Annotated in this window: 16 protein-coding genes; 10 read left to right on the top strand and 6 right to left on the bottom strand. The window is 42.6% G+C overall.

Going from position 1 to position 25598, the window contains the following annotated elements:
- Positions 1–58: 58 nt before the first annotated feature.
- A complete protein-coding gene (locus ACT3TH_RS07750; RefSeq protein ID WP_444755273.1) occupies positions 59–2020 on the bottom strand; it encodes a mechanosensitive ion channel family protein in 1962 nt (653 codons plus the stop codon).
- Positions 2021–2410: 390 nt separating this feature from the next.
- Between ACT3TH_RS07750 and ACT3TH_RS07745 the strand changes: the two genes are divergently transcribed.
- The 8 genes from ACT3TH_RS07745 (at position 2411) to ACT3TH_RS07710 (ending at position 16948) form a co-directional block, all read left to right on the top strand.
- The gene (locus ACT3TH_RS07745; RefSeq protein WP_444755272.1) at positions 2411–4345 is read left to right on the top strand and encodes a TonB-dependent receptor domain-containing protein; all 1935 of its coding nucleotides are present in this window, start codon (positions 2411–2413) and stop codon (positions 4343–4345) included.
- Positions 4346–4690: 345 nt separating this feature from the next.
- Entirely contained in the window at positions 4691–6115 is a 1425-nt protein-coding gene (gene ahcY / locus ACT3TH_RS07740; protein WP_444755271.1) for an adenosylhomocysteinase, read from the top strand.
- A 23-nt stretch (positions 6116–6138) separates the two neighbouring features.
- Positions 6139–6987: a methylenetetrahydrofolate reductase gene (locus ACT3TH_RS07735; protein WP_444755270.1), complete on the top strand. Its 849-nt coding sequence runs from the start codon at positions 6139–6141 to the stop codon at positions 6985–6987.
- A gap of 209 nt (positions 6988–7196) precedes the next feature.
- Entirely contained in the window at positions 7197–8069 is an 873-nt protein-coding gene (locus ACT3TH_RS07730; RefSeq protein WP_444755269.1) for a 16S rRNA (uracil(1498)-N(3))-methyltransferase, read from the top strand.
- A gap of 61 nt (positions 8070–8130) precedes the next feature.
- Entirely contained in the window at positions 8131–9846 is a 1716-nt protein-coding gene (locus ACT3TH_RS07725; RefSeq protein ID WP_444755268.1) for a putative bifunctional diguanylate cyclase/phosphodiesterase, read from the top strand.
- A gap of 395 nt (positions 9847–10241) precedes the next feature.
- Complete coding sequence (locus ACT3TH_RS07720) at positions 10242–12035, top strand: acyl-CoA dehydrogenase C-terminal domain-containing protein (protein WP_444755267.1); 1794 nt, start codon at positions 10242–10244, stop codon at positions 12033–12035.
- Between the two features lie 387 nt (positions 12036–12422).
- Positions 12423–14207, top strand: coding sequence for an acyl-CoA dehydrogenase C-terminal domain-containing protein (locus ACT3TH_RS07715; RefSeq protein ID WP_444755266.1), 1785 nt, complete (start codon positions 12423–12425; stop codon positions 14205–14207).
- A 290-nt stretch (positions 14208–14497) separates the two neighbouring features.
- Positions 14498–16948: a site-specific recombinase gene (locus ACT3TH_RS07710; RefSeq protein ID WP_444755265.1), complete on the top strand. Its 2451-nt coding sequence runs from the start codon at positions 14498–14500 to the stop codon at positions 16946–16948.
- Between the two features lie 80 nt (positions 16949–17028).
- Here the strand turns inward: ACT3TH_RS07710 and ACT3TH_RS07705 are convergent, their stop codons facing one another.
- From ACT3TH_RS07705 to pdxA, 5 genes are all read right to left on the bottom strand, one after another.
- Positions 17029–17865, bottom strand: coding sequence for a symmetrical bis(5'-nucleosyl)-tetraphosphatase (locus ACT3TH_RS07705; protein ID WP_444755264.1), 837 nt, complete (start codon positions 17863–17865; stop codon positions 17029–17031).
- A 160-nt stretch (positions 17866–18025) separates the two neighbouring features.
- Positions 18026–18889, bottom strand: a complete 864-nt coding sequence (gene rsmA, locus ACT3TH_RS07700; protein ID WP_444755263.1) for a 16S rRNA (adenine(1518)-N(6)/adenine(1519)-N(6))-dimethyltransferase RsmA — start codon at positions 18887–18889, stop codon at positions 18026–18028.
- Positions 18890–19670: 781 nt separating this feature from the next.
- Positions 19671–20168, bottom strand: a complete 498-nt coding sequence (locus ACT3TH_RS07695; protein ID WP_444755262.1) for a hypothetical protein — start codon at positions 20166–20168, stop codon at positions 19671–19673.
- 142 nt (positions 20169–20310) lie between these two features.
- Positions 20311–21051, bottom strand: a complete 741-nt coding sequence (locus tag ACT3TH_RS07690) for a hypothetical protein (protein WP_444755261.1) — start codon at positions 21049–21051, stop codon at positions 20311–20313.
- 303 nt (positions 21052–21354) lie between these two features.
- On the bottom strand, positions 21355–22491 hold the full coding sequence (pdxA, locus tag ACT3TH_RS07685) for a 4-hydroxythreonine-4-phosphate dehydrogenase PdxA (protein WP_444755260.1): 1137 nt from the start codon (positions 22489–22491) through the stop codon (positions 21355–21357).
- Between the two features lie 288 nt (positions 22492–22779).
- Here pdxA and dnaB point away from each other — a divergent pair, with 288 nt between their 5' ends.
- Both dnaB and alr read left to right on the top strand, forming a co-directional pair.
- A complete protein-coding gene (gene dnaB, locus ACT3TH_RS07680) occupies positions 22780–24183 on the top strand; it encodes a replicative DNA helicase (RefSeq protein ID WP_444755259.1) in 1404 nt (467 codons plus the stop codon).
- Positions 24184–24387: 204 nt separating this feature from the next.
- Positions 24388–25497 carry an alanine racemase gene (gene alr / locus ACT3TH_RS07675; protein ID WP_444755258.1) on the top strand — a complete coding sequence of 370 codons (1110 nt, stop codon included), beginning with the start codon at positions 24388–24390 and terminating at the stop codon, positions 25495–25497.
- Positions 25498–25598 lie beyond the last annotated feature (101 nt).

Below are 25598 nucleotides of genomic sequence, written 5' to 3'. Positions count from 1 at the left end.
TTGATACTTTTATAGAATGTACCAAAAAGCTTACCAAGCCATATAGTTAAAGTTAAACCTAAGGCTGATGCCGTACAGAAAAACCCAGTTTTCTTTTGGCGTGTTTAAAGGTACTTTTTCTTAGTAAACGACTTTTATTTCTTAATCCTCTGAATGTATGACTTTGCTTATTGTCCTCTGTCCCTGCCGTTTGCTGATCGTCTTCTTCGTCATTCTTAGCACCAGCGCTGTTTTTATTTAAATTCACTACATAACGGTTATCATTATTTTCATCGGCAGCGTTGTCAGTATCATCGGTATTGCTATCACTCGATGACGCATTTACTGATTCACCATCGTTGTCTTTCATGTGAGAGTCACGCTCACCTCGATTCAAGATAAGCTGCTGTGTGGGTAGCGCATGCTCGACTTTGTATTTAGCCACTTGGTTCAACATATCGACAAACAAGACATTCTGTTTGTCATAAAATTCGGCAATGCCATTGGCGTTGATATAAGCTTGAAACTGAATGACATAACAGTCTTGACGTAGCTCTAAGATGTTGACCTGATTCCATTCTTGATTGGTCAAGTAGTGCTCGTTCAAAAACTCATCCAAATCTTTCACCATCTTAAACACCACGTCAATATCAGCGGTACGCTTGAGATACAATTGATGGAAAAAGCGAAACATATCACGAGAGGTAAAGTTTTCAATTTGCATCGACGAAAAGTCACCGTTTGGTACAGTGACAACCGTACGTGTTAAGGTACGTACGCGTGATGAGCGAATACCAATATCGATGACTGTTCCTTCATAAGTCCCAAACTTACAGTAGTCCCCTATTCGCACTGGTGAATCTGCCACTACAACGACACTACCGACAAGGTTTTCGATGGTTTTTTGCGCACCAAGTGCCAGTGCTAAACCACCTACACCCAATGCAGCGATACCCGTTGTCAAATCAAAACCCAAATTACCGAAGATGACAATGACGGCAAATATCAATAGCAGCGCTTTGACGACCTTGCGCATTAGTCCCAAAATTGAGACTCGCTCAGTATAATTCTTCTTGTAACTTAAGTTTACCGCTCGAGTAAATATGGCATCGATGACTCGAAGTAACAACCAAGTTAGCGCAAGCCAAGAAGCAATCTCGGTAAAACGATTAATAGGCTCACGCAGCGTCACGGACACGCCAGCATAAACCATGACCTCTGACAACATCAGCGCCATAATGACCACAGCCATTGGCAATATCACTTTGTCAGGCAGTGGTAGTGGTACACCGCGTACACGAGGATATACGAGTCGCAACAGATGATATAACAGCCATACCATGATATACGTGAGCATAAAGCTAGTGACAATCATGGTAAGTGCAGCAACCAGATCAACCATTTGATAGCCAAAGAGCTTTTTGCCTTCTAGCGAATCAAAAGTATAACGAGATACTAGGGTCGGCTCAGTATTTTCTATCACTTCTGGTATGGAACTGAGCGTATCACTCGAAAACTGCCAGTACTGCTCACCTGAATCAGATACTACTCTCTCTAGTACCAGTGTGACGCTTTTATCGCCGATATTGATCGCACCGACATTCTCTTGGCTTGGCGGCAACTGGTCAGTGAGATTGCCTTCAGGGGTATTATTGATTTGCAAATCCGGCTGAAAGCGTCCACCAGCATCCAATGCTTGTTTAAACTGTCGCACAATAGTGGTCGGATTGTCCGATTTTGATAAATTTAGATAATTACTCGCAAGCAAATAATCATTGTCACTAAGAGCCTTAATAAACCCTTGTACTGTATGTCGCGGCGTATCTCGCCCGAATGAATCTGGTATCGGTGTAGTTGTTGACTCTTCACTACTACTACCACCTAGCCCAAGCGCACTAGGCTCCGCAGCAAAAGCAGTATTGGGTAATAGTAAACTCACCATCATCGCAAACAAAAACACCATTATCGTTAACGGTGTTTTGCTGATTGAATGTGTTGAAGATAACTCGGTATTGAAAATTGGATTACGCTCGATAGACAAAACAAACCTCTTAGCTTTATGAATACTACAGCCGAAAACAGATAAACACTGCTCCTATAATAACAATTATTTATAACAGCCGTATATCTATAACAGTCATACTTTCGATTATAGATTTTTATGCCTACTTATATTACTGTCTATACCCAAGTTCATCCCTCCTAAATTACTAATATTTTTAGTAGGTCACTTACATAAGCAACAGCCAAAATGTGCTTTATCATGAATATTATTCAGCTTAACTTGAGTAAATGTTAGGTTAAATTGGTTTATAAATGCTCCACTTTTGTAGATAATGGCGACGTGTAATATAGTTATTGTTTTTTGTAACTTTTAACTTCCCAACTTTCGCTTCTGTAACTCTCTTATTTGATTAATTTGGAATTAAAAATGGCTTTATCACGTTTATCCTCAACTACTTATCTTCGGTTGTGTATCTTAAGCTCGCTTGGCTTATTTGCCGTGAGTGCGACAGCAGCCACCGATGATCTAAATATTGTTAGTGATAATACGCTTCCAAACGTTGAGCTTGATAAAATTGTAGTGACCGCAACACGTACACCAACTAAAACCAGTAATGTCATCGCCCAGACTCGAGTAATTGATAGTGAAGAGTTGCAGCGTTATCAGGGGCAAACAGTGAACGATGTCTTAAAGAATCAGCCTGGTATTAATATTACCCAAAGTGGTGGTATGGGAACTATTAGTAACTTCTATATGCGTGGTTATGATAGTAAACAAGTTCTTGTAATAATTGATGGGATTCGATATAGCTCTATTTCTACCGGAACCCCATCACTAAATCTATTATCAGCCGACCAAATTGACCGTATTGAAATTTTATACGGTGCTTCAGGCTCTAGTATTTATGGCTCTGATGCCATGGGTGGTGTAATTCAGATTTTCACTAAAGGCAACAGCGTAGAACAATCTAATGTTTCTGCTACAGTTGGTTACGGTAGCCACAATCATTATCAAGCAGGCGTAACAGGTCAACTTAAAAATGACACTTCGTCATTGAGCTTAGGTGTCAGTCGTAATAAAGCAGACGGGTTTAACGCGATTGCAAATAGTAATTCTTTTGATTATAACGCTGATGATGATGGTTTCGAGTCTACTAATGCCAGTTTAGGTTTGCAACATAAGCTTTCAGACTCCTTAAGCGCAGGGCTCAGTGCGTTATATTCTGACTCTACAACTGACATCGACTCTGCAGGTACTGCGTTCCCAAATGCCTATTCAGATCAAAAAAATGGCAGCGCCAGTGCTTTTATTCAACATCAAACGCCATTGACACTTACAAAGCTTAGCTACGGTCAAAGCATTGATAAATTGACCTCGCATGATAATAACTCTATTAATTATCAAGAAGGGAGCAAGTTTAATACTACTCAAGAACAAGCACGTTTAGAGAGTCAGATTAATGCACAACCGGGCACGGTTACTATTGGTGCTGAATGGCTATCTCAAAAGTTAGATGCGTCAGATGTTTTGGATTTTTCTAACGGAACTCCTGCCCAGACTACTTATGATCCTGATGACAGGACAGTCAGAAGTGCCTTTGTCGGTTATCAGTTAGCAGATACTTACTATGACTTGCAAGCCAATTACCGTGTTGATGACAATTCCCAATATGGTAATGAAAGTACCTATAACATAGGTGCTGCTTTACGCCCATTAGATGGTGTACGAATCGGCGCTAGCTATGCGACAGGCTTTCGAGCACCCACTTTTAATGATCTATACTATCCTGGTTATAACAACCCAGATTTGAAGCCTGAAAGCAGTAAAAATACTGAAGTATTCGTAGAATACAATAAAGGCAATCAAATTTCACGCCTTACTGGCTATCATGCGGATGTTGAAGATTTGATCGGCGGCAACACCAATACAGGTGAGGCAAAAATCAAAGGGGTAAGTCTTACTTCTGATTGGCGTATTGATTCATTTTTATTTGGTTTAGGTTATGACTATTTGGATGCCAAAGACAAAACAGCTAATAGCGCTAACTATAATAATGACCTTGTTTACCGTCCTAAAAATAGCGGTTTGATTTATATTGGTTATCAGCAACCTACCTTTGATTTGCGCCTCGAGGCTAAGCATACTGATGATAGATTCTCTGACGTCGCCAATCAAACTAAGTTAGACAGCTATACTCTAGTTAATTTGAGTGGCAGTGTCTACATTACACCCAACCTACGTGCTAATTTGCGCGTCGATAACCTTACTGATGAAGACTACACTTTATCTAATCAGTTTGGTACAGAATACGCGACTGATGGCATCAACTACTTTACCTCACTTACCTACAACTGGTTCTAAGCTTTAAACACTTAAAAGCCAATCAAGTTTAAGAATAAAAAAGGTCACCCATCGGTGGCCTTTTTTGTATCTGTTAAATTCAAAAGCTACATATGTCATTACCGCCTATCATTTACCTTATCCAATAGGTGACAAGCTAGCCTTCATCTATTACAATAACGGCCTCCGAGAGGTGTTGCGCCATAAGTAATGATAGTTGTATTTATACTCAAAAACCTACTATTCAACCCTTATGTTAGGCTCGGTTAACTGTTTGCTGCCCGTCTTTGGTCACTTACAGCGCAAATAACGGCACCTGCGTTTTTATTCTTTTTATCATACATTAACCACTGATAGGAGCATATTATGGACGCAGTGTCTAACATCCCATCTGCCCATACGATCGATCCCTCTTTCACTGACTATAAAGTCGCTGACATCAGCCTTGCTGATTACGGCCGCCGTGAAATCACTCTTGCCGAAGCTGAAATGCCTGCCCTTATGGGACTTCGTCGTCGTTACGAAGCAGAGCAGCCGCTTAAAGGCGCAAAAATTGCTGGCTGTATCCACATGACGATTCAGACTGCGGTTCTTATCGAGACGCTCGTCGCGCTAGGTGCTGAAGTACGCTGGACATCGTGCAATATTTTTTCAACCCAAGATCATGCTGCTGCTGCCATTGCTGCTGCGGGTATCTCTGTTTATGCTTGGAAAGGCGAAACAGAAGAAGAGTACGAGTGGTGCCTACGCCAGCAAGTACACGTCGGCGGTGAAGAGTCTGGTCAGCTTTGGGATGCCAACTTAATTTTGGATGACGGCGGTGATTTGACTGCTCTGATTCATGATGAATATGCTGAGCTTCTTGATAACATCCATGGTATCTCAGAAGAGACGACCACTGGCGTCCATCGTTTGGTTGACATGTTGAATAAAGGCACGCTCAAAGTACCTGCGATCAACGTCAACGATGCGGTCACTAAGTCTAAAAATGACAATAAATATGGCTGTCGTCACAGTTTAAATGATGCGATCAAACGCGCCACCGACATGTTCCTTGCTGGTCGCCGCGCTCTAGTTATCGGTTACGGCGATGTGGGCAAAGGCTCTACGCAGAGCTTACGCCAAGAAGGTATGATCGTACGCGTATCAGAAGTCGATCCTATCTGTGCGATGCAGGCTTGTATGGACGGTTTTGAAGTGTTATCGCCTTACATCGATGGTGACAGCACGGGCGGCGCAGCAAGTATCAATAAGCGTTTGCTTGAAGACACGGACATGATTGTTACAACGACTGGTAACTATCATGTTTGTGATAGACATATGCTAGCGGCGCTAAAACCTGGTGCTGTGGTTTGTAATATCGGTCACTTTGATACCGAAATCGATACCCAATTTATGCGTGACAACTGGCGCTGGGTTGAGATCAAGCCGCAAGTTCATCAAGTCTTCCGCTCGGATGACGAAAATGACTATCTGATTTTGCTTGCTGAAGGTCGTTTGGTGAACTTAGGTAACGCAACCGGTCACCCATCGCGTGTGATGGACGGCTCGTTTGCCAACCAAGTATTGGCACAAATGTATCTGTTCGAAGAAAAATTCGCTGATCTACCTGTCGATGAGCGTTTTGACAACTTGTATGTCAAAGTATTGCCTAAGAAACTAGACGAAGAAGTGGCGGCAGCTATGGTTGCAGGCTTCAATGGTACGCTCACCAAGCTGACTGAAACACAAGCTGAGTATTTAGGTGTGCCTGTCGAAGGTCCGTTCAAACCTGACGCGTATAAATACTAATAACAGTACTGAGGAGCACGACTATGAGTAAACCTGCTTTCTCATTTGAATTTTTCCCTGCCAAAAGTGAGCAGGGACGTGAGAAGTTACTGAGTACTTTTGATGAGTTAAATAAGTTGTCACCAGCTTATTTTTCAGTGACCTATGGCGCTGGTGGTTCTACTCGTAGCCGCACCTTAGACATTGTCCAAGCATTATGTGCACGCGGTGATACTGAAATTGCACCGCACATGTCTTGTATTGGTGATGATAAAAGTGAAATCGCTGACTTACTTGAGCATTACAAAAGCTTAGGCATCAAGCGCCTTGTTGCGCTTCGTGGTGACTTGCCGTCAGGTCAAGTGGGTATGGGTGAGCTACCATTTGCTTTAGATTTGGTTAAGTTTATCCGTGCGCACTCTGGCGATCACTTTCATATCGAAGTGGCCGCTTATCCTGAGATGCACCCACAAGCGCGTAGCTTTGAGTTTGATGTTGACAACTTGGTAAACAAATTTCAGGCTGGCGCAAATGCCGCAATCACACAGTTTTTTTATAATGCAGATAGCTATCTTTATTTGCGCGACACTTTAGAAAAACGCGGTATTGATACCACTGCCCAACCTTTGGTTGCAGGCATTATGCCGATTACCAATTCTAGTAATTTGATACGTTTTGCCGACAGTTGTGGCGCTGATATTCCACGTTATGTACGTAAGCAGCTGTCTGACTTCGGTGATGACAGTAAAGCCATTCGTGAGTTTGGTTTTGATGTGGTATATCGCTTGTGTGAGCGTCTCATAAATGAGGGCGTGCCCGCGATGCATTTTTATAGCATGAACAAAGTTGAGCCAAACAAACGCTTGGTGGAAGCCTTAGGATTGACTACCTAAACCAATACCCTATTCTGACTCAATGACTGGCGTTCTTAGGAGCGCCAGTTTTTTTATTGCTGCCATTATGACTTATTTATTGATTCTGTAAAAATCATAGCAATAGGTGTTGTACACGATTGATTAACGACAATACCTTTTCCCACTGAAACGATATTCTGCTAAGATATTTGAAAATACCATCATTTAAGATATAGGACTAAGCGACTGTGCGACGTTTTTTTTATGCCACCAGCAGTGACGACAGCAATGATACGGGCACAACCTATCCCAAGCTCAGCACTTTACCTATCGGTGCTAACGTTGAACTGACGGAGAGCATTGTCCATCATTGGTGCCGTGTGTTACGAGCCAATATTGGTGATCAAGGCATTTTGTTTGATGGCTTTGGCGGTGAGTATCAGGTGCAATTGCAGACTATTAGTAAAAAGCACGCCACGGTGGTTTTATTGGCTTATTCGGCAAATGATCGTAGTACTCCTATTTTTACCAACATCGGCCTTGTGATGAGCCGCGGCGAGCGAATGGATTATGCCATTCAAAAGTCGACCGAGCTGGGGGTAACCGCTATTCAACTCCTTAGTAGTCATCATGGGGAAGTTAATCTAAAGCCTGCGCAAGTAGAAAAAAAGCTGGCACATTGGCAACAAGTGGCTATTGCGGCCTGTGAACAATGTGGACTTAATCGGCCACCCCTTATTATATGGCCTTTGTCTATTAATGAGTGGCTCAGCAATCTATCAGCAAACCCTTCAAACATAGAAATGACCGTCAGCCCTATCGTATGTAAGCTTAGCCAAGATTCTTACTATCAAGCGTTACAACAACCAGCTGACTTGCGTATGCAGTTGAGTGTGCCTGCCGCAGGACAACCTGCTATGCCTGAGTCGCTACCAAAAGTATTAAAGCAAAAAACAGCCTATATTCAGCTATTGATTGGTCCTGAGGGCGGACTTAGTAGCGATGAATGCCAGCAAGCTGCCAAAGCAGGTTTTGAGCCTTGGCAAATTGGTACAAGGGTTTTACGTACTGAGACTGCGCCCGTGGTTGCGCTCGCGACTATACATGCTTTGAGTCAGTAGCTACCAGCACCTCATACACGTAAGCCTATTTATTTTCAATTTTGACGTTATGAGTCTAATTATGCCTACCTTCAGTCATATCTCAATCGCAGACAAACAGCAATTACTGGCTAAATTGTGCGAGCAGCTCGATGACGCTATCTTTATCTTAGATGATAAATTACGTTATTTGGCGGTTAATGCCAGTTACGAGATGATCATTGGTTATAGTGAGGCGTTTATACTGGGGCGACCTCTTGGTATCTATGCAGCAGAGTTGTTGTCAGAAGAAGAAAGGATTGTGTTAGCGGACATCATTTATCAATTAGATCATAAAGGTCTTTATGAAAATGACTTTTCGATGCCAAACCGCTACGGACAAACAATTGAATGTCATATGACGTATCGCAAGATTTATATCGAGCAAACGGCTTACTACGTTTGTATGGTGCGCGATATGTCCTCAGTCGTCAAAGACCAGAAGCAAGTAGCACATTTGCTCAATTACGATCAAGTAACTGGCTTACCAAACCGTAAAGTATTTTTAAATCAAACCAGTGACTTATTATTAGACAGCTACCAAGAAGTCGTTATTGTACGCTTAAATATTGACCGTTATCGTAGCCTTGCCAACTTGTTGGGGCCTGATGGTATCAATACCTTAATCAAAGATTTTGTAACGCGCGTCAAAGACCTAAAACTTGATAATTTGCACTGTTTCTCCCATTTTGGCGGCGATGACTTTGCTTTGCTGTTTGAGTGTGTTGATGCCAATATGATACGTCATCAGTTAGACAGCTTGATGCAAATGTGTGAACGCCCTTTTTCCTTAGATGAAAATACTGCAACTGATGCCAATATTTATTGCCATGTTTCTGTCGGTGTCAGTTACTTCCCCAAAAATGACAATGATTTGACAGGGTTATTGACTAAAGCCGAAAAAGCACTCCACTATGTCAAGCAGCAAGGTGGTGATGATATTTGCTGGTACGACAAGACCATTGATGAAGCCATTGATGATAGCTTACAGCTAGAAGCAGCGCTTAGAGTCGCCACCACCAAAGACCAGTTTGTCCCCTATTATCAACCAAAGTTTGAATTGGCAACTGGTATCATTACGGGATTTGAAGCCCTCGTACGTTGGCAACATCCAACACGTGGATTGCTAAAACCTGTACATTTTATCAATGCCATTATCACTCACAAGCTCTCGTTTGAACTGTTTTCACAAATGGCCATTAAAATTGCCAAACAGCTGTCTATTTGGCGACAGCAAGGTTTTTGTCAGCATATCTGTGTCAATGCTGACGCAGCCGAATTTAGCCATCCTGATTTTTTTGAAATGGTAAGCAATTTGCTAGTAGAGTATACGATTTCTGCGCATCAGTTCCATATTGAAGTGACTGAATCTTCTTTAATTCAGCGTCATGCTAATGTCAGAAAAAAACTTGAATTACTGAAAGAGCTAGGGGTTTTTTTAGCCTTAGATGACTTTGGCACGGGCTATGCGTCTTTGAGTTACCTACAAGAATACCCGTTCGATTTTATCAAGATTGACAAAAGCTTCATTTCTAATATCACAACGGATCGCGTCCAGTATGCGATTGTAAAAGCCATTTTAGACTTAGCAAATGCACTTGACATGAAAGTCATAGCAGAAGGTATCGAGACCGAACAACAGCGCGACCTGCTATTGGCTATGGGTTGTCATCATGGTCAAGGCTATTGGCTTGGTAGACCTGTGACAGCAGATGTGGCCACTGAGATGTTAGTTAAGCAGTATGCTGCTTTTCAATAAATTTGACTTAACTGCTTTTTACCTACCCATAATGCTCGCATTTTCAGTCACTTATTAGTTCTTAATCCTACCCTTAGCGTCGATTATATAACCGATGCAAGGTAGGTTCATGACTTATCAGTGCTGTCACCAAACTTGTATAATCTCCTATGAAAGCCTATCTTTTATAATGAATTTGTTAGATCTCATCAAGTCTCGAGCCGACTCTGACAATCGCCATTCTTTTCAATACATATTTTTATAATCGATAACTGAATCAATGGGCGTTCCTGCCTATCATTTATTCATCTAGGTTCGTTAGATTAAAACGAGTAATACCTATGTGCTAAGTGATTGTGCAATCACTCGTCTACTATTGACTATTATCGATTATATTCTAAAAAGGACAGGAAGTTATGCAATACAAAGCGCCCTTACGTGATATTCAATTCGTGATGCATGAACTGCTCGATAGTGAAAGCCACTACAAAACCTTGCCAGCGTTTCAAGAAGCTGATCGTGAGTTGATGGATAGTCTATTTGAGATGGCGGCAAGTTTCGCTGAAAACGAGCTGTCACCATTAAACCAAAGCGGTGACGCTGAAGGCTGCAAGTTTGACAACGGTGTCGTAACCACGCCAAAGGGCTTTAAAGAGGCCTATAAAGCCTTTTGTGAGCTTGGCTTCCCTGCCTTGTCTGCTGAAGAAGAGTTTGGTGGTCAAAACATGCCGTTCTCACTATCTACGGTCATCAATGAGATGGTTGGTACGGCTAACTGGTCATTCTCTATGTACCCTGGCCTATCGCATGGTGCCATTCAAACCATCGAACACCACGGTACTGAAGCACAAAAACAAACGTATTTAGAAAAAATGGTAACGGGCGAATGGTCAGGTACTATGTGTTTGACGGAAGCACATGCAGGATCTGATTTGGGTATTATCCGTACCAAAGCTGAGCCTAAAGAAGATGGCAGCTATAGCATCACTGGTCAAAAAATCTTTATCTCGGCAGGTGAGCACGACTTAACTGACAACATCATTCACATTGTACTGGCTCGTCTACCAGGTGCCCCTGCTGGCACAAAAGGCATCTCACTGTTTATCGTCCCCAAAGTGATGGTCAATGAAGACAGCAGCTTAGGTGAAAGAAACAGCGTCGTTTGTGGCTCTATCGAGCACAAAATGGGCATCAAAGCGTCTGCCACTTGTGTCATGAACTTCGATGGCGCGACAGGCTATCTGATTGGGCCAGAGAACCGTGGCCTACAGTGCATGTTCACTTTTATGAACGTCGCTCGTATTGGTACGGCAGTTCAAGGTCTAACAGCAGCAGAATATGCGTTCCAAGGTTCGCTAACTTATGCCAAAGACCGCTTAGCCATGCGTTCACTATCGGGTGCAAAAGCACCAGAGAAAGCTGCGGATCCTATTATCGTTCATCCAGCAGTGCGTAACATGCTATTGACGGAAAAAGCCTTTGCTGAAGGCGGTCGTGCATTGGTCTATTACCTCGCACATTTTGCTGATACCGTCGCAAAAGGTGAAGGCGATGATCTTAAATTTGCCGACCAGATGTTGTCATTGTTGACACCCATTGCCAAAGCATTCTTGACGGAAACTGGTCTAGAAGCGGCTAATCACGGTATACAAGTGTACGGTGGTCATGGCTTTATTAGTGAATGGGGTATGGAGCAAAACGTTCGTGACACCCGTATTGCTTGTCTTTATGAAGGTACTACAGAAATCCAAGCACTGGACCTATTGGGTCGTAAAGTACTTGGCTCACAAGGCAAACTGCTCGCAAACTTTGTACAAATCATCCAAAAATTCTGTGAAGAAAACAGAGAAAATGATGAGATGGGTCAATTCATTCGCCCACTTGCCAAGCATCTTAAAGAGTGGGGTGATTTGACCTCACGTATCGGTATGCAAGCCACTGAAAACCCAGATGCTGTAGGCGGTGCTGCTGTTGATTATATGTACTTCAGTGGTTATGTAACGCTAGCCTACTTATGGGCTCGTATGGCGCTAGTCGCTCAAACGGCCATTGCGGACGGTAGTAGCGAAAAAGCATTCTATGACGCCAAGATCAAAACCGCTCAATTCTATTTTGCTAAGTTATTGCCACGTACCACAACACACGTGCAGCGTATCAGCACAGGTGTTGAACCGTACATGACTATGGACGTTGATCAGTTCGCCTTTTAAGCAAAGGTTTTGGTAAAAGAGACAACCGTTTTTAACGAGCTACTTTTCATACATTAATTCGTGCATTTTTCTATCGGCAACATACTCAGGTGTGTTGCCGATTTACTTTATAAGCGTGTTTGTGCCACTAACGACCTCAATTGTACCAATCAATTTCGTTCAAAAAGTTTGATTAGCAATCCTATATAAATAACTTTAATTTTTAAATATATTTATGCACTGCAATAGCCACTGTTAACTTTTGGTGCACGCACAATTCACGAAGAAATACACTCGCTCACATGCTTATTTGTTAAACTTTGATCATCAACCACAAAGGTTACCTCAAGAGAGCAGTTGATAATCTTAACAACTTCAATTTTATTCATTTGAACCAAAGGAATGTTTATGGCTGTTTATAATGCCCCTCTGAATGACATGCGCTTTATCTTGACGGACGTATTTAAAGCGCCAGAATTTTGGCAAAATAACGAAAACTTAGCTCATGTCGATATGGAAACGGTCGATATGATTTTAGAAGAAATGGCAAAACTGACCAAAAACATTCTATTACCCATCAATCGCAGTGGTGATGAAGAAGGCGCAACCTTTCAAGGTGATGGTGTGGTCACTACCCCTACTGGCTTTAAAGAGGCTTATAAGCAATATGCCGAATCTGGTTGGGTTGGTTTAAGCGGTAATTCAGAATACGGTGGTCAAGGTTTTCCAAAGATGGTCACCATGCTCACCGAAGAGATGGTTTTTACTGCCAATCAGTCTTTTGCGCTTTATCCAAACCTAACAGTTGGCGCAACGCTTTGTCTGAACTCGGCGGCCTCTGAAGAGCAAAAGCAGACCTATCTAGAAAAAATGTATAACGGTGAGTGGTCTGGTACCATGTGCTTGACAGAACCACATGCAGGTACTGACTTAGGCATTATCAAAACCAAAGCGATCCCTAACGATGATGGTAGCTACGATATTTCTGGTACCAAAATCTTTATCACAGGCGGCGAACACGACCTAACGGACAATATCATTCATTTAGTATTGGCAAAAACGCCCAATGCACCAGAAGGCTCAAAAGGCATTTCATTGTTTGTCGTACCAAAATTTTTGGTCAATGACGATGGCAGCTTGGGTGCGCGCAATACATTGGCGGTAGGTTCTATCGAGCACAAAATGGGCATCAAAGCATCGGCCACTTGTGTCATGAACTTCGATAGTGCTAAAGGCTGGATGGTTGGACCAGAAAACACTGGTCTGTCTTCGATGTTCATTATGATGAACTATGAGCGTGTTACCATGGGCTTACAAGGACTTGGTGGTTCTGAGCTTGCGTACCAGAATGCAGCTTTATATGCCAATGATCGTGGTCAAGGTCGTAGTGATACACAGCTTCAAAGCCCAGAAAAACCTGCTGACGCCATCATTCATCATGCTGATGTACGCCGCATGCTGTTGAATGCTAAGGCCAATACAGAAGCGTCACGCTGTTTTGCCATGTACGTCGCCAAAAGCCTTGATGAGGAAAAGTTTAGTACTGATCCAGAGGCGGCGCAAGCAGCTGCCGCCCGCGTTGCTCTACTCACGCCAGTAGCCAAAGCTTTCTTAACTGATAAAGCGCTTGAAGCGACGATTGATTGTCAGCAAGTTTTTGGTGGTCATGGTTACATACGCGAATGGGGTATGGAGCAAATCGTTCGTGATACCCGTATTGCCCAGATTTATGAAGGCACCAATGGTATTCAAGCCCTTGACTTACTAGGCCGTAAAGTCGCAAAAAACAATGGCAAATATGTCATTCACTTCCTTGGTGAAATCCGTGACTTTGTCGATAGTATGCAAGCAGATCATGGCATCAAACAAGCAACGCTTGATGCAGCCAATACAATTGAAGAGCTGACCAATACTGTTCTTAGCAATATTGGTCAGCGTAAGAATGAGATCAATGGCTGTGCGGTTGATTATATGCACGCCTTTGGTTATCTTGCTTACTCATACATGTTTGCATTAATGGTAGAAGCAGCAAATGGCAAAGAAGGAGATTTTTATACCAACAAAGCCAAGCTTGCCGATTACTTTGTCGGTCGTATCTTGCCACGCATTGATGCCCATGCAAAAATGGTTAAAGCTGGTAGCGATCCAATGATGAACTTTGATCTTGATTACTTTGATGTGCCTGCAAGCTAAGTAGTTATTATTATCGATTTATAGTACCCTAATGAAAAGGACAGTCATGCTACTGTCCTTTTTTTTGCCAAAACGGTTTATAGTCTCATTACAAAAAAATAACTGCTAACAAAATAATTCCCTATCGGCGCATGGTTACGATTAGAATAACGCAAGAAAAAGTGTCGCTCAGATTACATATCTCAGTTTAAATGTCTGTATTACCAAGTTTTTATTTGTATTGACTGTTTCAGTACATCGTCAATATGAGTCATAAAAACCATCGAAATAATCATAATAAAGGATGCGACGTGTCAGAATTAAAACGCATTTTACAGCAAATTACCGCCCTAAGTGATGTGCCAGATCCTGAGATACTCAAGCGCTTAATAGATGAGCTGCGCGTGAGTGATAAGGAGCCTGAATTAGCCAATGAAAACATCCAATCATTGATTGATATCCTTCGCCAACATCCAGAATACGGTGATGGTCTCTCTAGCTTTGTATTAAAGCTGATTATCCAATACCGTCAAATCTCTCTTTATACTGACACAGGCATTATGTCAGATCATGGGTTTTTTAACAGTTTGCGCCGTTTGGTCGGTCACCGGTTTTTGCCCTTATTACCTCAAGAAGATTCCGTCGTTGAACTGGTCGGGTATTTATTTAGTAAGCGCACTGATGAGCGCTGGCTTGCCAGCATCGAAAAAGAAAAATGGGATGAGCTGGTTGCATTAATTCGAGTAGAAGAAAAACACTTAGACTTGGTTGCGACTGCAAAAAACAGTATTTTAAACGCGATTATTATTTTGTCTTATCGCATCAGCGGTATCGGCCTCCATCCTGATTTGATGGAGTCTTACCCACAAATACTAAATTACTCAGCGTCTTTTGTGGCTCAAAACCAGGAAGCGGTATTATTCGTTAATCAGTACAGACAAGCGCACGAGCTTGACAACTTAACGGATACCACTCCCGAACAGGCGGTTGACCCTGCCCCTTTATTGGTTATGATTGAACAGTGCGAAGATATCGTAGCTACGGTTCGCAAGCGTATTTACAAAACGGGCATCTCTATTCGTTTGACCAATATGATGCTGCGCTTGGATCAAAGCTTACAACGTATGCGCATTTTGACTGAACTGCTCACAGAGGACCACCAGAAGCGCGATCATGCTGTGATTGAACTGATTCAGACGCTGATTACGACTTCTAATCGCCGCTATAGCATTATCTACTTGATCGACAACAATACTAAATTGCTTTCGCGTAAAGTCACTGAAAATGCTAGCCGCGTTGGTGAGCACTACATCAGTACTGACAGAGCTGGCTATCGCCAGATGTTCAAAAAGGCCTCTATTGGTGGTTTTGTCATCGCATTTATGGCAACTACCAAGATATTGACGTATCAATTGGCGCTTGCACCGATGGGGCGAGCCTTTATCAATAGTATGATTTATGGTTTAGGCTTCGTATTCATTCATGTCATTCGAGGTACAGTAGCAACCAAGCAGCCAGCCATGACAGCTGCTGCTATTGCCTCTACCATATCTGAGGGTTCTGGTAAAAAATCTCATCAATTGACCAAACTGTCAGAGTTGATTGTCGATATTTTACGTACTCAATTTATTGCTATTATGGGTAACGTCATGCTAGCGATACCAGTGGCACTCATTATCTCTTTTGCGTGGTTACAGTACACTGGCACGCCGATGATTGATTCTGACAAGGCAGGACATCTTCTTCATGATCTTGACCCGTTCCGCTCATTAGCGCTTCCTCACGCGGCTATTGCAGGTGTTTATTTATTTTTGTCCGGTCTGATTGCAGGCTACTACGACAATCTAGCGGTTTATAATCACGTAGGCGCACGTATCCAGCGCCATAGAATACTCAAATCTATCTTGCCAAAATCATGGCTTCAGCGTTTAGGTGACTTTGTAGAAGCCAACTTAGGCGCCATCATGGGCAACTTTATCTTCGGTGTTTTCTTAGGTAGTACTGCTACCATCGGCTTTATATTTGGTTTACCAATTGATATTCGACATATTGCCTTTGCCTCGGCAAACTTGGCGCATGGTTTGTTCAACCTCTCCGCTGATCAAATCAGCTGGAGCATTATCTTGCTGTCGATACTTGGCGTGATGCTGATTGGTATGGTGAACTTAGTAGTCAGTTTCTCGCTAGCATTGTTTGTCGCATTACGTTCTAAGGAAGTGCGTTTCTTTGAATGGGGACGTCTCACAAAGCTGATCTTTGGTCATATTATTAGTCATCCGTCTGACTTCTTCTGGCCGCGGGACAAACCAATGAAGTACGCACGTATTGACAGTCAAGGTCATATGATATTTGATGATACCGCAGTACAAAAAGGCGGTAAGACCTTACCAAGTAATTATGTGGTACGCCGATTGTCAGATGTCAGAGTAATACCTGAATCACAGCAAGCTACTGAGCAAGGTAAGCAAAGTACAGACATATATTATGACAATCAGCCTGAGGGTAATCATATACAGCCTCATGTCTCTCCACAAAAAGTCGTGGATCTTGATGATGGTCTGGTAGATGAAGAGTTGAACAGTACGCCTTATAGTGATGATATTCAGTATGATAGAGCGACCAAAACACTAAGCGCCTTTGACGGTAATAATAATGAGGCAACTGGCGACGCCACTAATCCTAATGGACCTGAGGGCAAAACGACAGGTGATGCCAAAACGCCATTGCCAAAACCACCAAAACCACCAAAACTGCCCAGCTAGATGGGCAGCGTTGATGGCTTGATAGTCGATATAGTTTTCGGAAATTTAAGACAGTTAATAAGCCTGTTTTTAATCTTTAGTCATGGTCTTGGACACTGCGCACTAGACGTTATTACTTTACCGTCACCTAGTCTATAGGCCAACAGGTGGTTGCCCCACACGCAACCACCATCAAGTGCCCGAGCGTAAGGCAGATCAACCTCGCCTTCTAATGCCGCCCAATGCCCAAATAGTATCTTACGCGTGCGAGGTACATGCCATTCAAACCAAGGCAAAAAATCCTCTGGCATGGATTCATCTAGGCTGCCTGTAAAGCCAAATTCAAGCGTACCATCTTGTTTGCATAAGCGCATACGAGTGAAGTAATTGGCAATTGCGCGCATTCTGGTAAACCCACTGATATCTGGATGCCACTCATCAGCGGTCTTGCTATACAAGTTTGGCAATAACTGGTCAAGCTCTGCCAGACTGCCTTGCAGTTTTTCTTCTAGCTCCTTTGCATATCCCGCTGCTGCTTCAATGCCCCAGTGCGGTGGAATACCAGCATGCACCAGTACCGTATGCTCATCAGGATAAGCCAATATCGGCTGATGTCGTAACCACTCAAGTAGCTCATCACAATCATGGGCAGTAAAAATTGGAGCCGTCTTATCTTTTTTCTTAATTTTTGTGGCGCCGCGCCATACCGCTAGTAAGTTAAGGTCATGATTACCAAGTACTGTTGCGGCAGCTCCTTGCTCACACAGTGCTTTCACATCGCGCAACGTGTTTAACGAGTCCTCACCGCGTGCAACCAAATCCCCTGCAAACCACAGTTTGTCTTGATTGGGATCAAAATCTAATGACACTAATAATTGACAGTAGGCAGCATAGCAACCCTGCAAGTCGCCGATGACATACTGATGGCGAAAAGTCATAATCCCTCACTGGTTCGGATGTAAGAATGATAAGCAAACCAATCTCAAATTTACTATCAATACGCTTATATTAAGAAGCAATTTCAAAAAACAGCTGTTAAGAAGCAACGGCTAAGATAAGTACTCAATAAATACGCATCTTAGCTCTAACAGAAACTACTTACACCTCTAAATGCCGTGCACGATTGCTTAACGTCGCAAAATCTTTGACACTCAATGTCTCAGGGCGGGCTTGCGGATCAATATTGCAAGCAGCGAAATCTTCCTCGCTCAGCGTCGGCAACAAGGTAGAATTCTTAAAAATAGCCCGTAGTGTCTTGCGGCGGTGATTAAAGGTTTCGCGCACAACGATGGCAAAGTAATCTTCATCTTCTGCCAAGACCGGCTTATTGATATGCGGTGTCAGTCGAAAAACGGCGCTGGTTACTTTTGGCGGCGGATTGAAAGCGCCGCGTGGTACTGTTAATAAATAATCTGTATCGCAGTGATATTGCATAATGACGGACAAGCGACCATAGGTTTTGCTACCTACGTCAGCGGTGATACGCTCGACTACTTCTTTTTGTAGCATAAAATGCATGTCTTGAATCACATCGGCATAGCTGAGCAAATGGAACAATATTGGCGTAGAAATATTGTAAGGCAAGTTACCTACCACACGCAGCTTACCGCGCTCTTCACTATATAGCTCACGGTAATCGACATGCATGGCATTGTCTTTGATAATGGTAAAGTTTGGATGACTATTGGCCCCAATACGAATACGCAAGCTGTCTGCCAAATCGCGATCCAGCTCGACCACTGTCATCGCATCTACTTCTGCCAATAGCGGCTCAGTCAGCGCGCCCATACCTGGCCCAATTTCAATCAAATTGTCATCACGCTCTAGACGAATACTGTCTACGATTTGGCGAATGACACTGGTATCATGCAAGAAGTTTTGACCGAAGCGTTTACGCGGTTGGTGTTTGGCAGCTTTTAGGCTGTTAGAGATGGTTTGGGCATCAAACGTAGAATTGGCCATAAACAAGTCTTAATAGTAAAAAATAAAAGAGGGAAAGCACAGTAATGATAAGGTGCTTTTTATAATGTCGAATTATAGCACAGCTCATAATTAGGGCATATTTTCGAGACATTTTATCTATAAATCACTCATACCTTAGTGAAATCGACACGGTGGATTCTTTGGTTCTCAAATCATTTGCCATAATCTACCTTTATGCGCAGAATGGGCTGTTTTTGGATTCTATACTGCCTATTTTAGATGGTAAAAAGGTAGTGGATTGAGATTATTATGGGAATATTTTCGGTTCCTTATACAGATATCGAACGTGTCCAAACAACCGATGTGATCGGTAAATACCTGCTAACCTAACTTAAATAATGATAACATTTAGATTAGTTCTTAAGTTATTACATGCCCTTTCGTAATCTTCTCTCTTTATAAAATCTTCTGTAATACTAAACATCATATCCTCAGTCTCAAATATAATTCTTTTAGCTTCGTCTAGAAATATAATATTAGTTATATTGTGGGTATTTATTAGCCTACTACCTGTATCTATGAATTGAGACATAAACTTGATCCTTATTTTAATGTTAAAACCTTATCTCTAAATAATACCTCTGACGAGCTAACCAAGTGCTTTCACTGGTTCGGTTCCCTAGTGAGGACTTGAATCTTTGGCTGTAGGCTAATGGTATTAAGGTTTTGAACTATTGTGATAACTGTAGTGTACTTCACGGTGTACTGTTTTAGCAGCTCAAGATTTTTGAGTAAGATGGTATCTAGGCCAAAATAGTTACTATATTAAGTTGTAATTATAAACTCTCACCTCTTCTATGATGGCGTCAGGATTTTCTTCAAGCTCTAAGCCACCAGCTACGAAGTATATCCCTTCAATGATCTGTCCTTCGTTATCAGCAAGATAATGTATATCTTCAGCATCGTCCAAAACTAAGGCGTGATCTATATCTCCAATACGGCTACCAATTTTAATGTTACCTTCAAAAATATCACCTTTATAACCAGCGCCAGCGCTAATATCGCATAGAGTTCCTTTTTCAGTAAAGCCTAACTCTAGTTTAGGTTCTAAAAAATATATTATATATCCGTTATTATTTGGTATCTCAAAAAGTAAGACGCCTGTATTGTCTAAGGCTAAATAAACAGTCCATGGGACCTTATTTCCATCTACACTCTGATCGACATAAGGCAAAAAGCTTTCTAATTTATCACCTAATGTGAACCCTGCTAAGGATTTGCCAATCTCTGCTTTAGCATGTATATCCAAATGAGCCATTTATTTAACTAACCTTATATTGACTAATAAGCTTTGCAAGCTCGAAAATAGTATTAAATCGTGATCGATGCGCTATACAGGCATCGAACTGATCGTGTTATAGTAACTATAAAATATTTTAATACAATATTGATAACAACACTTATGACCTTTTGCGAAAGCTTAAAAGTTGTTGCCTGACTAGGTTTTCAATTCTTTGCCAATCAGCAAGATTGTAGCGAGAATAATGCGCCTCGATAGATATGTTCCTCTGTAGTCCTAGATCAAAAAATTGGGTACAAGGTGGTCTTGGTACGTCTCTGTTAGAGCACTCTATATGAGTTATGATTTGACCTGTCTTATCCCTCCTAAGAAAGACATCCTTTGCGTCTCTGTCCTCACGCCACGGTTTATTAGTAGCTGGGTCGATACCTGGTTGCGCATAAATTTCCAGTCCAAATTGAATCTCGTTAAGCGGCTCATACTGATAAACAGGGTTTACGTCAGTTGCACTAATGGTGCCATAGCCGATACGGTGAGTTGGGTTAGGAACAGTCACTCTGTCGCCTGAGTTGACGCTGACCGATACCCAAGGATTATCTCCTAAGTTTCTTTTATTGTCTCTACGATAAGCGCTCTTAAGGGCTTTATTAGTCGTATCTAGCATAGTATTGTCGGTATAACGCAGATCAAAACCGAAACTGTTGATTTTTGAGTCATAAGTGCGCATGGGTTTTGGATGCTCACGTTTGTTACCAAACGTAGGGTCGCCGTCATACGCAACAAAATGCACAAGGTTTTTAGGCATATCAACAGAAACACCGCCCAGATCGCCAATATGATTCGGGCGAAGCCCTTCACCACAAAAATTAATAATAGGTAGGGATAATACGATGGTTATCATTTGGCTAAATTCTTTAATAAACACTGACTACCTCAATAAATGAATATTAACCTTTGCTGTCAACTCTGTAGACATTGACTTGGAAGATTACCATTTTAAAAAATCTGATCTGCTATTTATTTTTATTAAGGTATACCCCAGCGGAACCAGCCATTTTACCCTTCAAACCTATTAATAGACTACTCAAAACAGACCGCTATAACGGAACCACTTATATTAGGTCACGTTTGATAATTCGTGATTAGACATTACTAATACTAGGAATGTCTAATGCTGCGTAACAAACCTCTTTAAGGCACCGTCTCATGCAAGAGGTTTATTAGTCAGTGAGCTATCTGCCATCTCATTTGCCATGATTAATGCTTGATATAAACTAGTGGCACTCGCGCCGCCGCGTCCTGCTAGATCCAGCGCCGTACCATGATCGACCGAGGTGCGAATATAAGGCAGACCCAAGGTTAAGTTAACCGTATCACCAAAACCATGTGATTTGAGTACGGGCAGACCTTGGTCATGATACATGGCAATTACTGCATCGCAGTTTGCTAAGTGTCTGGACGTGAATAAAGTATCGGCTGGCATAGCTTCCGATATATCCACGCCAGCCCTGATAAACTCATTGAGTACAGGATTGATAATTTCAATCTCCTCAGTGCCTAAATGCCCGCCCTCGCCTGCGTGCGGATTCAGACCGCAAACCAGAATGCGAGAGTTTGTTAAGCCAAATTTTTCACGCATGTCATCAATGACAATCTGTACCGTTTGGCGCACATTGTCAGCAGTGATGGCAGTGTGCACGTCTTTTAACGGTAAATGTGTGGTCACAAGCGCGACTTTCATGGCTTGATTAGCCAGCATCATGACGACTTTTTCACAGCCGCTTTGCTGCATAAAGAACTCAGTATGACCGCTGAACATCGTACCATCCGGTAGCTTGATCCCAGCATCTATGAGCGCCGACTTTTGCAACGGCCCTGTGATAATAGCCGCTACTGTTTTATTTGTCGCAAGCTTATGAGCAATTGCTAACTGTTTTGCTACCATCGCTGAGTTATCGATATTGATTTGACCAGCAGTGACTGGTGCAGCACAAGGTATATTCAATAAAGTAAACGCGCTGTCTACATTGGAGACTTGTTGCGATATTTGTAGTGTCAACGCATCAATATTTAAGCTGTTGCCGTCTAAGCTCTCAGTATTTTCACTAAAATTAATGGTTTGCCAGCTAGGACAACTTTTGAGGACGCCAGTCGCAATCAGCTCATTTGCACGGGTTTGCATGACGCTTGCATCAGCAATGACCCAAACTGGCCGTAGAAAATCTTGCAGCTTGTTTTCCGCTGCTAGTAGTAACACGACATCCATACCAATGCCAGCAGGCTCGCCCGTTGTTAGCAAGAGTGGTTGTTTCTGCTGCGTGCAATTATCAATTTTTTTCATGTAAGTCACCGATTTTACTGTATTTTTAGTCGTAATATTTTTATGATGTTTAGCGCTTTAAGTTATTGCTTAGTAATCTCAACGCCAGATAATTTTTTTATCAAAACCGTTAGAACGATCATAATGTGGTAGAATTTCGCTCTTGATTGTAGCATTTACTCACACGTACTAAGAGCCCGTTTTTATACTTCTCTTGTATTGATAAGGCGTGTGCATTGTGCACTATCGTCACTATCTACTCTGATAACAATCTCTCTTTTATACCGACTTTTGACACATTGGGCACTCATGGCAGATACCGAAAAAACCGACGACTTACTCAACCAGACACCGCCGCACAATATTGATATTGAAAAGGCATTGCTTGCGTCTTTGATGAGTATCGAAGAGGCGTATGACAAGATTGCAGACATCGTCACCAAAGATGACTTTTATGCGGGACGACATCAGTATATTTTCGATGCGATTGCACATTTGGCCGCGGTCAATGAACCTTATGATACGGTCATGGTGCATGACTGGTTGGAAGCTCAAAAAATTCTAAAAAGTGCGGGTGGTGATAGTTATTTGGCCGATATTTTAAGTCAAAGCCCTGCAACGTTGTTTAACCTTACCGCTTATGCGCAGCGCGTGCGCGAGCTCTCAACCTTGCGTCAGCTGATTACCACAGGTAACGAGATGCTGTCGCTTGCCTATAATCCAAAAGATCAGACCGTCAGCGACATTTTAGACAATGTCGAGGGTAAGATATTCAGTATCAATGAGCAGCACAACAAACGTGCCGAGCAGCGTGGTCCTGTTGGTATTACGGCTGTATTAACCAATGTTATCGACAAAATCCAAGAACTAAAATCAAACCCAGACGGCATGATTGGTCTACAAACGCCATTTGTTGAATTAAATAATAAAACACAAGGTCTACAAGCAGGTGACTTGATCATTGTCGCTGCCCGTCCTTCTATGGGTAAAACCACCTTTGCCATGAACTTGGCAGAAGGGGTGTTGTTTAACGAAGATTTGCCAGTCGTGGTGTTTTCGATGGAAATGCCAGCCGAATCTATCGTGATGCGTTTGCTGTCGTCGTGGGGCGCGATTAACCAGACACATCTGCGATCTGGGCAAATGAATGAAGATGAATGGGCAAAAATGATGAATGCCATTCAGCATCTGCAATCTAAGCACTTATACATTGATGATAGTACGGCTCTGCCGCCATCTGAGATGCGCTCGCGCTGCCGACGTATTGCCAAGAACCATGATGGTCGTCTAGGCGCTATCGTCGTCGATTATCTCCAGTTAATGAAAGTACCGAACCTAGACGGCAACCGTGTGGGCGAGATTTCTGAAATTTCTCGTAGCTTGAAAGCGCTGGCTCGTGAGCTTGAATGTCCCGTCATTGCCTTATCGCAGCTTAACCGCAGTCTTGAGAACCGACCGAACAAACGCCCTATTATGTCGGATTTGCGTGAGTCTGGTGCGATTGAGCAGGATGCCGATTTGATTATGTTCATCTATCGTGATGAGGTTTATAATGAGAACTCAGACCACAAAGGCGTGGCTGAAATTATCATTGGTAAACAGCGTAACGGCCCTATTGGTACTGTACGTTTGGGCTTTGAAGGACAATTTACCCGCTTTATCAACTTGACGCCAGAATACTATCAAGGCGTCAGTTTTGAGAATGATGAATAATATAGTCGATTTTAAATAAATCACTATATACTTAGTCAGAAGCAACGCTCGCATCTGAGCCGAACCGAGAATAACCATCAAAAAATAATTTATAAAATAGCCAGTGGTGCATCAACATGATTGATGCGCCACTGGCTTTATGCTTTCCTACTATCATTCCATAGCTCTGCTAATTTCGACATTTTGCTAATAAAGAAGGCGATTATGCGTACCATTACCATCAAACCAAAAGCCATTACTCACAACCTCAATCAGGTCAAAAAACTGGCACCCCAATCCAAAGTCCTTGCAATGGTTAAATCCAATGCCTATGGTCACGGGGTGGCAGCAGTACTACCAGCGTTAACGCAAGCAGATGGTATTGGCGTTGCTACCTTTACCGAGGCGTTAGAAGCAAGACAATTGGGCTGGAACAAAACCATTGGTTTGGTAGAAGGGGCGTTTACCGCCGATGAGTGGCAGCAGGCGATTGAACAAGATGTGAGCTGCGTGATTCATCATGTGCCGCAACTGACGTGGGCATTGGACAATGTCCCACCAGCTGATAGCGCAACCAGAGTAGTCTGGCTAAAATACAATACTGGCATGAACCGCCTAGGCTTCAATGCCGAGGGCGTTATTAACGCTGCTAGGCAGTTAAAAGAGACAGGATACCAGCTGATCTTGACCACACATTTTGCCAATGCTGATGACCACGATCACCCATTAAATGCGATGCAAATTCAGCGTTTTACGGACGTATTGGCGATTTTACAAAGTACCATTAGCCCAACTATCAAAGGGTCATTGTGCAATTCGGCCGGCATCGTCAATTTCTCAGAGCACCATTATGATTGGGTACGTCCCGGTATTATATTGTATGGTAGCTCACCCGTCATTGATAAAACCGCACAAGAATTAGACTTACAATCCGCTATGGACTTTAGCGCACAGATTATCGCATTACAAACAGTCAGTGCAAACGACGGTATCGGCTACGGTAGTCGCTGGATAGCGCAGCAGGATACCAAAACGGCTTTGGTGAGCGTTGGCTATGGTGACGGCTATCCACGTGTGGTAAACGATGATGCCTACGTTTCTGTCATCGATGACACAAGTAATCACAGCTATCCATGCGCAGTGATTGGACGTGTGGCAATGGACATGATTGTCATTGATGTCAGTAAGGTTCCAGCAGAGGTGCCTTTATTGAATAGCAAGGTGATACTATGGGGTAGCGCACCGCATGTTGACGAAGTCGCAGCGCATGCGGGCACGATCAGCTATGAGTTATTGTGCCGTGTGACCATGCGACCAAAGCGTCTCCAAGCGTAATCGCTGTCAGATATTAAGAACTTACCGCTTGTCTGGGTGACTTATCAATCATAGTAAATTGAGCGTTTACATTGGAATTAATTGCGCTATACTAAAAGTTT

The sequence above is a fragment of the Psychrobacter sp. AOP22-C1-C5 genome, from assembly GCF_052378885.1.
Taxonomy (GTDB): Bacteria; Pseudomonadota; Gammaproteobacteria; order Pseudomonadales; family Moraxellaceae; genus Psychrobacter.
The sequence above is the reverse complement of the archived record's forward strand: the minus strand, read 5'-3'. Positions and strand labels throughout refer to the sequence as shown.

Coding starts and splice junctions, on each gene's coding strand:
- ACT3TH_RS07745 (WP_444755272.1), top strand. CDS start 2,411: ATGGCTTTATCACGTTTATCCTCAACTACTTATCTTCGGTTGTGTATC.
- ahcY (WP_444755271.1), top strand. CDS start 4,691: ATGGACGCAGTGTCTAACATCCCATCTGCCCATACGATCGATCCCTCT.
- ACT3TH_RS07735 (WP_444755270.1), top strand. CDS start 6,139: ATGAGTAAACCTGCTTTCTCATTTGAATTTTTCCCTGCCAAAAGTGAG.
- ACT3TH_RS07725 (WP_444755268.1), top strand. CDS start 8,131: ATGCCTACCTTCAGTCATATCTCAATCGCAGACAAACAGCAATTACTG.
- ACT3TH_RS07720 (WP_444755267.1), top strand. CDS start 10,242: ATGCAATACAAAGCGCCCTTACGTGATATTCAATTCGTGATGCATGAA.
- ACT3TH_RS07715 (WP_444755266.1), top strand. CDS start 12,423: ATGGCTGTTTATAATGCCCCTCTGAATGACATGCGCTTTATCTTGACG.
- ACT3TH_RS07705 (WP_444755264.1), bottom strand. CDS start 17,865: ATGACTTTTCGCCATCAGTATGTCATCGGCGACTTGCAGGGTTGCTAT.
- rsmA (WP_444755263.1), bottom strand. CDS start 18,889: ATGGCCAATTCTACGTTTGATGCCCAAACCATCTCTAACAGCCTAAAA.
- ACT3TH_RS07695 (WP_444755262.1), bottom strand. CDS start 20,168: ATGGCTCATTTGGATATACATGCTAAAGCAGAGATTGGCAAATCCTTA.
- ACT3TH_RS07690 (WP_444755261.1), bottom strand. CDS start 21,051: ATGATAACCATCGTATTATCCCTACCTATTATTAATTTTTGTGGTGAA.
- pdxA (WP_444755260.1), bottom strand. CDS start 22,491: ATGAAAAAAATTGATAATTGCACGCAGCAGAAACAACCACTCTTGCTA.
- dnaB (WP_444755259.1), top strand. CDS start 22,780: ATGGCAGATACCGAAAAAACCGACGACTTACTCAACCAGACACCGCCG.
- alr (WP_444755258.1), top strand. CDS start 24,388: ATGCGTACCATTACCATCAAACCAAAAGCCATTACTCACAACCTCAAT.